We start from the raw sequence: 13964 nt of genomic DNA, 5'->3' as shown, positions 1-13964 counted from the left end.
TTAACTTTTTAGTTAGCTGGCTAAGCAATATGAATTTTACTCCTAATCCCCGTCGCGGCTATCTGCTGGGCCTGCTGGCTTATAGCGTCTGGGGCATGTTTCCGCTGTATTTTAAAACCCTCGATGGCACCCCTGCCGATGAAGTGATCGTGCATCGGATTCTCTGGTCAGCGCTATTTAGTGCTGGCTTATTATTGCTGTGGCGACACCGAGGTTGGTGGCAAGAGCTGTGCGATCACCCCAAGCGTTTTATCGTCTTAGCGGCTTCGGGAGCTTTGATTGCGTGTAACTGGCTGATCTATGTCTGGGCGGTACACCATGATCGCATGGTAGAAGCCAGTCTTGGTTATTACATCAATCCGTTGGTCAATGTGTTGTTGGCCATGCTGTTTTTACGCGAACGCTTGCGCCGTTTACAGTGGCTGGCGATTGCTTTAGCGGCGATTGGCGTGGGCTTGCAGATCTGGAGCCTCGGCAAGATGCCATGGATTTCTTTGGCACTGGCATTTTCTTTTGGTTTTTATGGCTTGATACGTAAGCAAGCACCTGTCGCGGCTTTACCCGGGCTGACTATGGAAACTTGGATGCTGGTGCCGCTGGCGCTGGGTTGGCTATGGCTCAACCCGCAAGCAGCCAGTATGCAAAGTGAGTTTTGGGGCAGTAGCGCTATGTTTTGGTTGGCGGCGGCGGGACCGGTGACCTTGTTGCCATTGCTGTGCTTTAACGAAGCAGCAAAAAACTTACCTTATGCATCCTTAGCGTTTTTGCAGTACATCACTCCGACGGTACTCCTGCTACTGGCTGTGTTGTTTTTCAAAGAACCCTTTGCTGCCAGTTCATTGCTGTTCTTTGGCTTTATCTGGGCAGCGCTGGCGCTTTACAGCTGGGATGCATGGCGCGTGTTAAAGATGGGGCGCAGAACCTTGTCGGAAAAGTAATCAACAGCCTTAAAGCTATATAAAACAATGGTTTACATTATTTAATCACATGTTATCCACAGGCTGGTGCAGTATAACTGTGCACGCTTTGCTGGTATCGAGTGTTTTTTGAGCACTGCCCGCTAAGCCCGATTAGCTAAGGCGTAGCGCCACCTTTCACCAGCTTATCCACAGCTTGGTGCACCTACTAGGTGGATAACCTCAGCGGCTTGAATTGTTGTGACGAGTGAGTAGACGCCAGTGCAGGGTGGCTGTGGGTTGTGAAGGGCTTGCTCAGTTGTTGGTATGTGAAAAAATCTGATCACGTCGGCCGTGTGCGCTGGGTTGCTGAAAGTGTCTTGAGCCATTGATCAAAAAACAACCAGCGCGCTGTGACAGGCAGCAGCAGCGGCCTACAGCTATGGATGAACAGCTTATCCACAGCACCATCCCATGCCTGTGTGCACAGTTTAAATGTTCAGTACGTTTAATGATCAGTTCTCTGTAAGCCTTGCTGCATCAGGCCTGCAGTTGAGTCTCCCCAGCTTATCCACAGACTGGTACAGGTGAGTCGTGGATAAGCATGATAGGCACTCATCAGGATGCTTTGGGAAAGAGGTATTGTTGGTGCTACTGCAGAGAACTGTTGCCAAAAACCAGCCAATACAGAGCAAAATATACTTTTCTTCAGATAAGAATCGACTGGATGTAGACAATCTGTGGTTGCGGAGAGGTTTATGGTGCTTAGTTAGCCTGCTGGCAGATATTGTTGCTAATACTTGAGCAAAAAACAACCAAAGCCCTGCAGCGCTAGTCGCCTGTGCCTTACAGCGATGGGTGTACAGGTTATCCACAGCACCATCCCATGCCTTTGTGCACAGTTTAAATACTCTGTACGTTTATTGATCAGTGCTCTGTAAGCCTTGCTGTATAAGGTCTGCAGTTGAGTCTCCCCAGCTTATCCACAGCGCCATGCACGCAAGAGGTGGATAAGATGCGCATGGTCAATAGATGTTATTCACTTTACAATTCAGCGCTTAATTTCTTCTAGAAGCATTTCCATGTCTTTATCTTCGTGGCCGGTGCGTATTGCAACGGGTATTCAAGCGGCGAATGCTGTTTTAGGTCGAGCCTGTGCTTGGCTGACATTATTTCTGGTATTGGGCACCGCCTGTGTGGTGGTGCTGCGTTATGCCTTTGGTATTGGCGCAACGGCGCTGCAGGAAGCGGTGATGTATGCCCATGCGCTGACCTTTATGGGCACGGCGGCGTGGGCCTTGCAACGGGGCGCGCATGTGCGTGTGGATATCTTTTATCAGAACTTTTCCGCGCGTAAAAAAGCCTTGGTCGACAGCAGTGGTCACGTATTACTGTTACTGCCCATGTGTGTATTTCTCGGTTGGAACAGTTGGGGTTATGTCGCTAATTCCTGGGCGATGCAAGAAACCTCTGGCGAAGCCGGTGGTTTAGGTTTTATGTACCTGCAGAAAAGCATCATTTTGTTATTAGTGACGAGTTTGCTGCTGCAGGCTGTGGCGGACTTGGTGCTGTTGATTAAGCAAGTGCTGACGCCGACTGTCGCTAAGGATATGCAACATGACTGAAGTACTGGCGATTGCCTTATTTGTCACCATTTGCCTGACCTTAGTGATGGGCTACCCGGTAGCCTTTGTGCTGGGTGGTGTGTCCTTGGTATTTGCCGTGATCGGCATGTTAACAGGCGTTTTTGATCCGGTGTTTTTACAAGCCTTACCCAACCGTTTATTCGGCATTATGAATAATCAGACGCTGTTGGCAGTGCCGTTATTTGTGTTTATGGGGGTGATGCTAGAGAAGTCGCGAGTGGCAGAAGATTTGCTCGAATCTATGTCACGATTGTTTGGCACTTTGCGTGGCGGCTTGGCTATTTCGATCTGTGTGGTGGGTGCTTTATTGGCAGCCAGTACCGGTGTTGTGGGCGCTACTGTGGTGACTCTAGGTTTGCTGGCGCTGCCAACCATGCTGCGCCGTGGTTATGATCCTGCGGTGGCGACTGGCACCTTAGCCGCGACCGGTACCTTGGGACAGATTATTCCGCCGTCGATTATTTTGGTGTTGCTTGGCGATGTGTTATCCAGCGCCTATCAGCAAGCGCAAATTCGCATGGGGGTGTTTACCCCGAAAACCGTTTCGGTGGGCGATTTGTTTATTGGCGCTTTGCTTCCTGGGATGCTGCTGGTGGGCATGTACATTGCCTATTTGATTTTTGTTGCGCTGGCGCAGCCGAAAAAACTACCCGCTTTACCGCAGGAAGCCTTAGGGCCGATTGAGTGGGGGCGTTTATTTAAAGCCTTATTGCCGCCACTGGTCTTGATGGGCTCAGTGTTGGGCTCAATTCTAGCCGGTGTGGCCACGCCAACTGAGGCCGCTTCCTTGGGCGCGATTGGAGCGCTACTGCTGGCGTTGCTTAAAGGGCAGTTCACTGTGGGCCGCTTACGCGAAGTGTCGCATGGCACCGCGGAAATCAGCGCCATGGTGTTTATGATTTTGATTGGTGCTTCGTTGTTCTCTCTGGTGTTTCGCGGTTTCGGCGGCGATGTGATGATTGAAAATGTCTTTGCCCAGTTGCCCGGCGGCGTACTCGGTGCCTTCTTCTTAGTGATGCTGGTGATTTTCCTGCTCGGCTTTATTCTCGACTTTATTGAAATCATTTTCGTGGTGGTGCCGATTGTTGGCCCGGTATTGCTGTCGATGGGGCTTGATCCGGTCTGGCTCGGGGTGATGATTGCGTTGAATTTACAAACGTCATTTTTAACCCCGCCTTTTGGTTTTTCATTGTTTTATTTACGTAGCGTAACGCCTGCATCGGTGCCGACCACTACGATTTACCGTGGTGTTGTACCTTTTATTGCGATTCAAATCAGCATGCTGGTGATTGCTTATGTGTGGCCAGGCATCATTACTTGGCTGCCGAATCAGATTTATGGCGGCAGTTAAGTTGATCGATCAGAGGAGTTAACAATGCAGCAGACAATCACTGCGATGGATTTTTCTGGTTTGCCCGGCTGGCGTTTACGCTTTGGCTCAGCGCAGTTGGATATCTGTCAGCAAGGCGGGCAAATTCTCAGCTACTTTGCTGACATCGAACAACCACCGCTGATTTGGCTGAGTGACTGTGCTGAGTATCTGCGCGGGCAAGGCGTGCGCGGTGGCGTGCCGGTGTGCTGGCCTTGGTTTGGCGATATTCAGCGTAATCCGCTAGCTGTACAAAAAATGACCACAGTTGGCGCGCCTTTTCATGGTTTGGCACGCACACTGGATTGGCAACTGATCCACAGCAGCGCCGCTAAGAATGGCGTGCAGCTCAGTTTGCAGTTGGATGCCAGTCAAGGTTTAAGTGCTTGGCCGCATGCTGCTATCTTGCAGTTGCATATCGAGTTGGGCGAGCGTTTAACAATTCGCTTGGACAACCATAATCTTTGCAGTGAGCCGCTGGCGATCAGTCAGGCCCTGCATACGTATTTTGCTGTGAGTGATATTCGCAAGGTTACCGTGCAAGGCTTAGCGGGCTGTCCTTATCATGAAACGCTTGAGCAATGGCAACCGCGCGAGCAAATCGGCGATTTAAGTTTTAGTGGTGAAACCGATCGAGTTTATTTGGATGTTCCAACGCATCTGCAGATTGTTGATCAAGGCTGGCAGCGCCGGATTCACTTGCGTACCCAAGGCTCGGAGTCAGCGATTGTCTGGAATCCTTGGATTGCTAAAGCGCAAATGTTAAGTGGTTTTTCCAATGACGCTTGGCAACAGATGCTGTGTATTGAAAATGCCAATGTGTTGGCCGATCACCTGCTCTTAGCGCCTAACCAGCGCCACAGTTTAACGCTTGAATTGAGCTGCAGTACTGAGCTTTAAGCGCAGGCAAGCTAGGTTTTTCTGTCAGTAACGCATGCATCTGCTAGGCTTAGCTGTCCGTTAACGGGAGCAAGTAATGAGTTCAAATGATCAATGGATGCAGCGTGATTTAGCCGTACTCTGGCATCCCTGCACACAAATGAAAGACCACGAAAAACTACCTTTAGTACCAATTCGTCGCGCTGAAGGTATTTGGTTAGAAGATTTTGATGGTAACCGCTATTTAGATGCGGTGAGCTCGTGGTGGACCAATATTTTCGGTCACTGCAATCCACGTATTAATGATCGCATTAAACAGCAGCTCGATCAGCTTGAGCACGTGATGCTCGCAGGTTTTAGCCATGCGCCAGTGATTGAACTGTCTGAGCGCTTAGTGGCGATGACGCCACAGGGCTTGGATCGTGTGTTTTACGCCGACAATGGCTCATCGGGCATTGAGGTGGCGTTAAAAATGAGCCACCACTATTGGCTCAATCACGATAAGCCGCAGAAGAAACGTTTTGCCACCATTAGCAATGGTTACCACGGTGAAACGTTAGCGACCTTAGCCGTTGGCGATGTCGCACTCTTTACCGAAACCTATAAAGCCTTATTGATGGACTGCATTAAGGTGCCGAGCCCTGATTGCTATCACCGCCCAGAAGGGGTGAGCTGGGAAGCGCACTCGCGCTTGATGTTTGAGCATATGCGCCAAACCCTTGCCGAACATCACCATGAGTTGGCCGCGGTGATTCTGGAGCCGCTGGTGCAAGGCGCCGGTGGTATGCGCATGTACCATCCGATTTATCTAACCTTGCTGCGCGAGGCCTGTGATGAATATGGCGTGCATCTGATTGTCGATGAAATTGCCATGGGTTTTGGCCGTACTGGCACGCTGTTCGCCTGTGAACAAGCCAATATCACCCCAGATTTTTTGATTTTATCTAAAGCGCTGACGGGTGGTTATTTGCCGATGGCGGCGATTCTGACCACCAATCAGGTGTATCAAGCGTTTTATGATGAATACGACACCATGCGCGCCTTTCTGCACTCCCATACCTATACCGGCAACCCGCTGGCCTGTGCTGCAGCGTTAGCCACCTTGGATATTTTCGCGCAAGACAATGTGATTGAGAAAAACCAAGTGCTAGCCAAATGCATGGGCGATGCCACCAAACATCTACAAGATCATCCGCATGTGGCGGAAGTGCGCCAGACGGGGATGATTTTGGCGATTGAAATGGTCAAAGATAAAGCCACTAAAGAGCCCTTTGCTTGGCAAGAGCGTCGCGGTCTTAAAGTGTTTCAACATGCCATGGGCAAAGGGGCGTTGCTACGTCCTTTAGGCAATGTGGTGTACTTTATTCCACCCTATGTAATCACCCCTGAGCAAATCCAATGGCTGGCTGAAGTGGCCACGGAAGGGATTGATCTGGCTACCCGTGATTAAGCGCTAGACGCTCTGTAGAAAACCACGCACCATAGCGTGGTTTTTTATTGTCGGAGTTTAAGTATGTCGCTGCCGCGTTTTTTTGTTGCTGCGCCCTTAGCCTTAGGGCTGCATGACCTGCCTGAAGCACAAGCGCATTACCTCAGTCGCGTGCTGCGCTTAAACGTTGGGGCGAAGGTGCAGTTGTTTGACGGTAGCGGTCAAGAGTATCGCGGTGAGCTGACCGGGGTGACGAAGAAAACGGTGCAAGTGAGCCTGCAAGAATGCCTTGAGGGTCTGCCAGAATCCTCGCTGCCTATTCATTTAGGGCAAGGTTTATCCCGCGGCGAACGCATGGATTGGGCGATTCAAAAAGCCACCGAGTTAGGTGTCGCAGAAATTACGCCACTGTTTACCGAACGCTGTGAAGTGCGTCTTAACGATGAACGTGCACAAAAACGTCTCGAGCATTGGCAACAAATCGCCATCAGCGCCTGTGAACAATGTGGCCGTTCTAAGGTGCCAGTGATTCACTCACCGCAGTCGGTAAAAGACTGGCAGGCCGATGTAAAGGCTGATTTAAAACTGCTGCTGCATCCAGTTGCCCAGCCCTTAACTGAGCACGCAACGCCCAGTACCTTGGCCTTTTTAATTGGCCCTGAAGGCGGTTTGACTGAGGATGAGGTGACGCAAGCCAGTCAATTTGGTTTTCAACCAGCGCGTTTAGGTCCACGGGTGTTACGTACGGAAACTGCGCCAGTGGTGGCATTGAGTGTCGCTCAGCAACTCTGGGGTGATTTTTAGTCCTGCACTGTCATTTTAATCCTGCGACAAAAGGCAGCGATGCGCCAAAGAATCCAGTGAAGTCGCCCACAGAACAGGCATTTAGGCCATAACCCAGTGCTGCACTTGTGAATACTTGATTGCTATCAAGGGGTTTTGTTACCAACTGTTTCTATGATGAGCGGGCATAACTCATTAGGAGGCGTCATGTCTGAAACTTTCACAAAAGGTATGGCGAGAAATATCTACTATGGAGGAAGTTTATTCTTCGTCTTGGTTTTTCTTGCACTCACTTACCATACAGAAAGAACCATCCCAGAACGCACCAATAGCCATTTGCTGACTGAGTCAGTGATCCGTGGAAAATTGGTCTGGGAAGAAAATAACTGCATTGGCTGTCACAGCTTGCTGGGTGAAGGTGCTTACTTTGCACCGGAACTGGGTAACGTGTTCGTCCGTCGTGGTGGTGAGGAAGGTTTTAAATACTTCTTACCTGCGTGGATGAAGGCACAACCCACCAACATTCCTGGCCGTCGTCAAATGCCGCAGTTCAACTTAACCGATACCCAGTTGGATGATTTGACCGAGTTCCTGAAATGGAGTTCGAAAATCGATACCAATAACTGGCCACCAAACAAGGAGGGTTGATATGCCTGTTTCATTGCTTTCGAACATTTACGCATTGTCAGCTCATTTGGTTGGCAGTCTAAGGGGAACTGATTATGTCTAATAATCCGTACTTAAAATTCACCTCGCAAAAGGTGGCCATGCCGTACTTGGTATTTGCTCTGATTTTGTTTGTTGGGCAAATCCTGTTTGGTTTGGTGATGGGCTTGCAATACATCATCGGTGACTTCTTGTTTCCGCTGCTGCCATTCAACATCGCACGTATGGTGCACACCAACTTGCTGATTGTTTGGTTGTTGTTCGGCTTTATGGGTGCGGCGTATTACCTGATACCCGAAGAAGCTGATCGTGAATTACACAGTCCAAAACTCGCTATGATTTTGTTCTATGTATTCGCTGTAGCTGGCGTGTTGACCATCTTAGGTTACTTGTTTGTACCTTATGCTGGGCTGGCACAAATGACCGGTAACGATCTCTTGCCAACCATGGGACGTGAGTTCCTTGAGCAGCCGTTGATCACCAAAGTCGGTATCGTTGTGGTCTGCCTCGGCTTTTTGTACAACGTCGGTATGACTGTACTGAAAGGTCGCAAAACTGCGGTTAACGTGGTGATGATGACCGGTTTAATCGGTTTGGCAGTGATGTTCCTGTTCTCTTTCTACAACCCAGATAACCTCACCCGCGACAAGTTCTACTGGTGGTATGTGGTGCACTTGTGGGTAGAAGGCGTGTGGGAATTGATCATGGCCGCGATGCTGGCTTACGTACTGATCAAAATCACCGGTGTTGACCGTGAAGTGATTGAAAAGTGGTTGTACGTGATTGTCGCGATGGCGCTGATCTCCGGTATCTTAGGTACAGGACACCACTACTTCTGGATTGGTGCGCCAACTGTTTGGCTGTGGGTTGGTTCGATATTCTCAACGCTGGAGCCGCTACCGTTCTTTGCGATGGTGCTGTTTGCCTTCAATATGATCAACCGCCGCCGTCGTGAGCACCCAAACAAAGCCGCTGCATTGTGGGCGATGGGTACGACTGTAACTGCGTTCTTAGGTGCTGGTGTTTGGGGTTTCTTGCATACCCTCGCGCCAGTTAACTACTACACGCACGGTACGCAATTAACTGCAGCGCATGGTCACTTAGCGTTCTATGGTGCCTATGCCATGATCGTGATGACCTTGATTTCTTACGCAATGCCGAAGTTACGCGGCCTTGGCGAAGCAGCTGATAATAAAGCGCAAGTCTTGGAAATGTGGGGCTTCTGGTTGATGACGATCAGCATGGTATTTATCACGCTGTTCCTGTCTGCCGCCGGTGTTGTACAGATCTGGTTGCAACGTATTCCAGAAGATGGTGCTGCGCTGTCCTTTATGGCTTCGCAAGACCAGTTGTTCATCTTCTACTGGTTACGTTTAGCTGCAGGCGTGGTCTTCTTGATTGGTTTGGTAGCTTACTTGTTGAGCTTCCGTCAGCGTGGCCGTGCGGGTTTAGTGACTGCAAATGCCGCTGGGCACGCATAATTACGTGAGTTAACGTGATGATGTAACGATCTTCGGCCCGGCTTGTACAGCGGGCCGAAGTTGTTTTAGCGACAGCGGTATGAGTGTGCTCTACAGCTGGCGCAACCCTAAGTGAGGTTGGATATGGGTATTGGTGTTGAAGTTGAAGAGTGGGCCGGTGAGATTTGGCATAAATTTATCACTCGACGTGCAGATCCAGGTTTTCCTGAAGCGCAGGTTGAGTTGGAAGATATGCAGCGCTCTTTAGCCGTGCTATTTCGCGCCTTAGGTGGTGCTTCTGGTGTCGCTGTGGAAGCCTCCAGTGCGCGCAAAATGGTGTTACGGCGCTCCTTAATTCAGCAAGTCGCCGGCAGCAGCCAACAGTTAGCGGTCGCTTGGGCGGATGCAGAAAACTTACGCCTACCCGCCAGCTTAGCGGTGTACCCTGATCCAGCACTCAATCGTGATCTGTATCGTTGGCTGGCCTTACTGGCCGCCACCTCTGACAAAATGCGCCATTGGGGTCGTGATAATCAACGTTGGACTAAAAATCTTCTGCAGCAATACCCGGCCATGCGCCCGCGTTATCAGCGTTTGCTGGAAGCGCATTTAGCGTTGCGTCCAGATCCGAATTCGTTAAAGAAAAATGAAGCTGCTTTAGAGCGGGCTTTACGCCAAGCTTTGTTAGAGCCAGGCAGTGTGGTGGATTTCCCTGTCACTGAACGCGCGCCGTTTCCGTTACCGCTCTGGTTGTATCCTGCTGAACGCCTTGGCGACCCACAAGCCAGTGATCTGGAAGGTGAGGACGATGAGGGTGATGTGATAGGTGCAGCACAAGGCGAAGGCCGTGATGTACGCAAGCAAGCCAAGCGAGTTGAAGATAATTCGGGCAAAGAAGGCTTATTGTTATTTCGCTTAGAGAACCTATTCAGTTGGTCAGAACACATTGATGTCGATCGCTGTGGTGATGACAACGAAGATCTCGATGCGGCGCGGGTTGCCGATGATTTAGATGAAATTGCTTTATCGCGTAAACGTAAACGCAAAGGTGGCGGTTTAAAGCTGCACTTGGATTTACCACCATCGGATATCGATGATATTCCGCTGGGCGAGGGCATCAAACTGCCCGAGTGGGATTTTCGCAAAAATGCTCTGCAAGCGGACTTTGTTAATGTGCAGATGATGCAACCACGCGACCAAGAAGCGGCACCTTTGCCGTTGCGTTTGAGTCAGCTGGCGCGGCGTATTCGCCGTCAATTTGAGAATTTACGCAGTGAGCCACGTTGGCTGCATCAGCAGCCGCAAGGTGATGAGCTGGATTTGCAGGCCTGCTTGGACTTCCATGTCGAGCGTCAGCATGGTCAAGTGGCTGAGCGCGGCTTGTTTATGGAAAAACGTCAACAGCACCGTGATTTATCCTGTTTATTGTTGGCCGACTTATCCATGTCGACGGATTCGCACATCAATGATGAGCGCCGCGTGATCGATGTGGTGGCTGACAGTATGTTGCTGTTTGGCGAGGCACTCTCGGCTGTGGGTGATGATTTTGCCCTGTATGGTTTTTCTTCACTGCGTCGCCATCAAGTGCGTATGCAAGAGATAAAACGCTTTGATCAGCGCTATGAAGACGGCGTGCGCGGTACCATTCAAGGTCTGAAGCCCGGTTATTACACACGCATGGGCGCGGCGATTCGCCAAGCCAGTGCGCTATTAAAAGACCGTCCGCACAAGCGCCGAGTGCTATTGCTAGTCACCGATGGTAAGCCCAATGATTTGGACCTCTATGAAGGCCGTTACGGTGTGGAAGATACTCGGCAAGCGGTATTAGAAGCACAGAAAATGGGCATTATTCCATTTTGCATTACCATTGACCGTGAAGCCGCTGACTATCTGCCCTATATGTTTGGTGCGAATGGCTACACCTTGATTCGTGAACCAGAGCATTTGCCGACACGTTTACCGCAGTTGTATCGTCAGTTGACCCAATAGGTAGAAACCTCTAATCAAACGAGGAAGGTAATATCTGTGAGTAATGCTGAACAGCTAGTGCGGAAAAAGCGTAATAAGCCAGCCAGTTATTATCTGTTTCCGCTGGCAGCTGCTTATGCGGCGTTGCTCATGCCATGGTCGATTTTGGCCTTGCTCTACGGGGTGTCGGCACCGGCAGGATTGTACAGCGCCTTCGGTCATGCCCATGAGCTATTGATTGGTTACGCCATGCTGGTGGTCGCAGGTTATCTGTTAGGGCCGCAGGAAGGACGCAAGATCCTGTTATTGATCGGTGTTTGGCTGTTGGCACGGATTGGCTTTTTATCCTTGCCAGGCGGTCTCATGGCTGTCGCTGGCGCTGTATTGGTTGCAGGCTTGACGGCGTACTGGACAGTGCCACGCTTTGCCCGTTCAGCCAAAAAATGGCGCAATAAAACCACTGCACCGTTATTGATTGTTCTCTGCAGCTTATTGGTGCTCGCCGCGCAACCGGCTTGGCAAGAGCAAAGCGTTCTGCTGGAGCTGTTACTGGGCTTAACTTTGCTGATGTTCTTTATGGGCGGGCGCATTATCGCGCCGGCAGTGGCGGGGCATTTGTTACGTCAGCAGCGTACTTTACAGGCGCGCGTGCAGCCCAATATTGAAGGAGCAGTATTGATTCTGTTGTTTGTTGCGTTGGCGCTCTATCCCTTGCCGGGTCTGCTTAGTGAACAGTTGGCCGGCGCTGTGGTTTTAAGCTGCGGCCTGTTGACCGCACTGCGTCTGGCGCGCTGGCAGTTATGGCACTGTTTAGATCGGGCGGATTTATTACTACTGGGAGCAGGCTACGCGTGGCTGGCCTTGGGTTTATCTTTGTTGGGTTGCGCCTTGCTGTTTAAGCCTGCGTTACTGAGTGCCGCAGTGCATGCCATCACCGTTGGCGCGTTAGGCACTTTGACGCTTACGGTGATGGCGCGTACGCAATTGATGCAGCGATTTCGCGATCCTAATGCTCGGCCTTTGAGTCATGTTGCCGGCGTGCTGATGAATTGTGCCGCGTTATTGCGGGTGATCCCCGCATTACTGGGACAGCAAAGTAGTGCTTGGCTGTTGAGCGCAGCAGTATTTTGGTCGCTGAGTTTTCTGTTGCTATTGCGGGTGTTTTGGCAAAGCCGCGACGGGCAGACGCTTAAACCTTCTGCTTAGCCGCCAGCAGGATTACTGCGGGGCAACCAGACAATCATAATTGCACAAAAAATGGTCAAGCCAATCACAAAGAGTTTAAAGCGTAATAAACGCAGGGCCTGATTACGTTCGGTGTGCTCGGGTAAATTCATCCCGCAGTTTTCACACACCGATTGCTCGGCAGGGTTGTCGTGTTGGCAGTACAAACAGGTTGTCATAAGCATGCCCTCCTTTTTGCAGATCCTGTCATAACTTGCACAACAGAGGGCTTGATAGCTATCAAGTAACAGCTTTATTCGTAATTTTCGAGACGATCACGATTTAAGATGCAGATTAAACGGCCATCCACTTTGATAATGCCTTCATCACTCAGATGGTGAATAATCCGCGAAAAAGTTTCCGGTTGAATTGATAAATGGCCAGCGACTAAACGTTTAGCCATAGGTAATTCAAAACTTGGCGTGCTGCATTTGCTGCATGCGCGTAACGCTTGCGCCAAAATATAGCGGATCACCCGGTGGGTTGCGTTTTTTAATGAGAGAATTTCAATTTCATTTAAACGCTGATGCATGCGCACTGACAGTGCTGCTAGCAAGGCCATTGCCGTTTCTGTGTTCTCACGCAATAAACGGGTATAAGTGACGTTTGATAACAGTAATAGTTGTGTCGGTAGCACGGTTTGTGCTGTCGCTACATAAGCACCAGTGCCCATAAACATCATCGCCTCAGCAAAAATGTTGCGATCGCCAATCACTTCGAAGACTTTTTCCTGACCGTCCGGGGTTAAACGGTAGATTTTGACGCTACCGGAAATCACAAAGCCAAAACTATTGCATGGGTCGCCTTGACGAAAGACGTAAGCCCCTTTTTCTAAATTGACCAGCTGGCTTTCTTCAATCAACTGGGTGATTTGTGCATCATTGAGTGCAGCAAATAGATGATGTTCACGTAAAATCTTTTGATATAAAGGATGCGGTTCCATTTTATGTTCCACTGGTATAAGTGAGTGGACAGCCTTTTATAGCCGTATTGGTTGCGCGAATCCTAACACAGTTTGCTAAACCTATCATTTGTCAAGATTCTGCTGCCAATCACAAAAACAGCCTACAGCCAAGGTGTTTGCCGCATTGACCGGCCGATTATTAATTAAGGCATCTAACACGGGCTCGATAAAGCTATTGCTAGAGTTACACACTGCGCCTTCGCTATAAGGGCCAAAATAAGCTAACTGTCCTGCACGATCCCAGATTGCCACAGCGGGACTGGCGGGCAATTGTTCGGCACCAGGCAAACCGCTTAAATGACGCATAGCGCTTAAAACTTTTGGTAACTGCCCGCTACTGCCGGGTTTTTGCAAATGATAAAATTCCACATCATCGGCGTAGCGCTCGAGCATTTCAGCTAAGTGTTGCTGATTGCCGACATTGCATGGACAAGCTGGGTCCCAAAAATGCACAAAGCGTATGGCGCCGCTGCCAGCAATGCTGTTAGGCAAGCGCAACTGTTGGCCGCTAAAGATTGCCGTGGTTTCGCTAAATGGTCGGATAAAACGGGTTTTATACCACCATAAACCGGTCAGCATAGCGCCCAGCCACAGTAATAAAGCCAGGCCAATAAGAGTTTTTTTCAAAGTAGATGCTTTCATAAAAAGTCGGCTAACAAGGTAGTATAGGTTGCCATGAG

The 13964-nt window shown here is 50.0% G+C and carries 13 protein-coding genes; 10 read left to right on the top strand and 3 right to left on the bottom strand.

Going from position 1 to position 13964, the window contains the following annotated elements; genetic code table 11:
* Positions 1–29 precede the first annotated feature (29 nt).
* From rarD to H591_RS0110650, 10 genes are all read left to right on the top strand, one after another.
* A complete protein-coding gene (gene rarD / locus H591_RS0110695) occupies positions 30–938 on the top strand; it encodes an EamA family transporter RarD (RefSeq protein WP_022966953.1) in 909 nt (302 codons plus the stop codon).
* Between the two features lie 1040 nt (positions 939–1978).
* Positions 1979–2521, top strand: a complete 543-nt coding sequence (locus H591_RS0110690; RefSeq protein ID WP_022966952.1) for a TRAP transporter small permease subunit — start codon at positions 1979–1981, stop codon at positions 2519–2521.
* Positions 2514–3893, top strand: a complete 1380-nt coding sequence (locus H591_RS0110685) for a TRAP transporter large permease (RefSeq protein WP_022966951.1) — start codon at positions 2514–2516, stop codon at positions 3891–3893. The genes H591_RS0110690 and H591_RS0110685 overlap by 8 nt, the downstream gene beginning before the upstream one ends.
* Before the next feature lie 24 nt (positions 3894–3917).
* On the top strand, positions 3918–4811 hold the full coding sequence (locus H591_RS0110680) for a D-hexose-6-phosphate mutarotase (RefSeq protein WP_022966950.1): 894 nt from the start codon (positions 3918–3920) through the stop codon (positions 4809–4811).
* Positions 4812–4887: 76 nt separating this feature from the next.
* The gene (locus H591_RS15305; RefSeq protein WP_022966949.1) at positions 4888–6240 is read left to right on the top strand and encodes an adenosylmethionine--8-amino-7-oxononanoate transaminase; all 1353 of its coding nucleotides are present in this window, start codon (positions 4888–4890) and stop codon (positions 6238–6240) included.
* Positions 6241–6303: 63 nt separating this feature from the next.
* On the top strand, positions 6304–7023 hold the full coding sequence (locus H591_RS0110670) for a 16S rRNA (uracil(1498)-N(3))-methyltransferase (protein ID WP_022966948.1): 720 nt from the start codon (positions 6304–6306) through the stop codon (positions 7021–7023).
* A gap of 186 nt (positions 7024–7209) precedes the next feature.
* Positions 7210–7650, top strand: coding sequence for a c-type cytochrome (locus H591_RS0110665; protein WP_022966947.1), 441 nt, complete (start codon positions 7210–7212; stop codon positions 7648–7650).
* Between the two features lie 71 nt (positions 7651–7721).
* Positions 7722–9149: a cbb3-type cytochrome c oxidase subunit I gene (locus H591_RS0110660; protein ID WP_156853202.1), complete on the top strand. Its 1428-nt coding sequence runs from the start codon at positions 7722–7724 to the stop codon at positions 9147–9149.
* Between the two features lie 123 nt (positions 9150–9272).
* On the top strand, positions 9273–11117 hold the full coding sequence (locus H591_RS0110655) for a nitric oxide reductase activation protein NorD (RefSeq protein ID WP_022966945.1): 1845 nt from the start codon (positions 9273–9275) through the stop codon (positions 11115–11117).
* A 36-nt stretch (positions 11118–11153) separates the two neighbouring features.
* A complete protein-coding gene (locus tag H591_RS0110650; RefSeq protein ID WP_022966944.1) occupies positions 11154–12302 on the top strand; it encodes an NnrS family protein in 1149 nt (382 codons plus the stop codon).
* On the opposite strand, the gene H591_RS0110645 is transcribed toward H591_RS0110650, so the two are convergent.
* The 3 genes from H591_RS0110645 to H591_RS0110635 all read right to left on the bottom strand — a co-directional run bounded on the left by H591_RS0110645 (position 12299) and on the right by H591_RS0110635 (position 13926).
* Positions 12299–12499 (bottom strand): hypothetical protein, encoded by a 201-nt coding sequence (locus tag H591_RS0110645; protein ID WP_022966943.1) that lies wholly within the window; start codon positions 12497–12499, stop codon positions 12299–12301. The two genes, H591_RS0110650 and H591_RS0110645, sit on opposite strands and share 4 nt — an antisense overlap.
* Before the next feature lie 74 nt (positions 12500–12573).
* Positions 12574–13263 (bottom strand): Crp/Fnr family transcriptional regulator, encoded by a 690-nt coding sequence (locus H591_RS0110640; RefSeq protein ID WP_022966942.1) that lies wholly within the window; start codon positions 13261–13263, stop codon positions 12574–12576.
* 84 nt (positions 13264–13347) lie between these two features.
* Positions 13348–13926, bottom strand: a complete 579-nt coding sequence (locus H591_RS0110635; RefSeq protein ID WP_022966941.1) for a DUF6436 domain-containing protein — start codon at positions 13924–13926, stop codon at positions 13348–13350.
* Between the last annotated feature and the right edge of the window lie 38 nt (positions 13927–13964).

Source organism: Denitrificimonas caeni DSM 24390 (assembly GCF_000421765.1).
Taxonomy (GTDB): domain Bacteria; phylum Pseudomonadota; class Gammaproteobacteria; order Pseudomonadales; family Pseudomonadaceae; genus Denitrificimonas; species Denitrificimonas caeni.
The sequence above is the reverse complement of the archived record's forward strand: the minus strand, read 5'-3'. Positions and strand labels throughout refer to the sequence as shown.

What these genes read in the sequence shown, in the direction of transcription:
- H591_RS0110690 (WP_022966952.1), top strand. Translation starts at nt 1,979, where the DNA reads ATGTCTTTATCTTCGTGGCCGGTGCGTATTGCAACGGGTATTCAAGCG.
- H591_RS0110680 (WP_022966950.1), top strand. Translation starts at nt 3,918, where the DNA reads ATGCAGCAGACAATCACTGCGATGGATTTTTCTGGTTTGCCCGGCTGG.
- H591_RS0110645 (WP_022966943.1), bottom strand. Translation starts at nt 12,499, where the DNA reads ATGACAACCTGTTTGTACTGCCAACACGACAACCCTGCCGAGCAATCG.
- H591_RS0110635 (WP_022966941.1), bottom strand. Translation starts at nt 13,926, where the DNA reads ATGAAAGCATCTACTTTGAAAAAAACTCTTATTGGCCTGGCTTTATTA.
- H591_RS0110655 (WP_022966945.1), top strand. Translation starts at nt 9,273, where the DNA reads ATGGGTATTGGTGTTGAAGTTGAAGAGTGGGCCGGTGAGATTTGGCAT.
- H591_RS0110670 (WP_022966948.1), top strand. Translation starts at nt 6,304, where the DNA reads ATGTCGCTGCCGCGTTTTTTTGTTGCTGCGCCCTTAGCCTTAGGGCTG.
- H591_RS0110640 (WP_022966942.1), bottom strand. Translation starts at nt 13,263, where the DNA reads ATGGAACCGCATCCTTTATATCAAAAGATTTTACGTGAACATCATCTA.
- rarD (WP_022966953.1), top strand. Translation starts at nt 30, where the DNA reads ATGAATTTTACTCCTAATCCCCGTCGCGGCTATCTGCTGGGCCTGCTG.
- H591_RS0110685 (WP_022966951.1), top strand. Translation starts at nt 2,514, where the DNA reads ATGACTGAAGTACTGGCGATTGCCTTATTTGTCACCATTTGCCTGACC.
- H591_RS15305 (WP_022966949.1), top strand. Translation starts at nt 4,888, where the DNA reads ATGAGTTCAAATGATCAATGGATGCAGCGTGATTTAGCCGTACTCTGG.
- H591_RS0110665 (WP_022966947.1), top strand. Translation starts at nt 7,210, where the DNA reads ATGTCTGAAACTTTCACAAAAGGTATGGCGAGAAATATCTACTATGGA.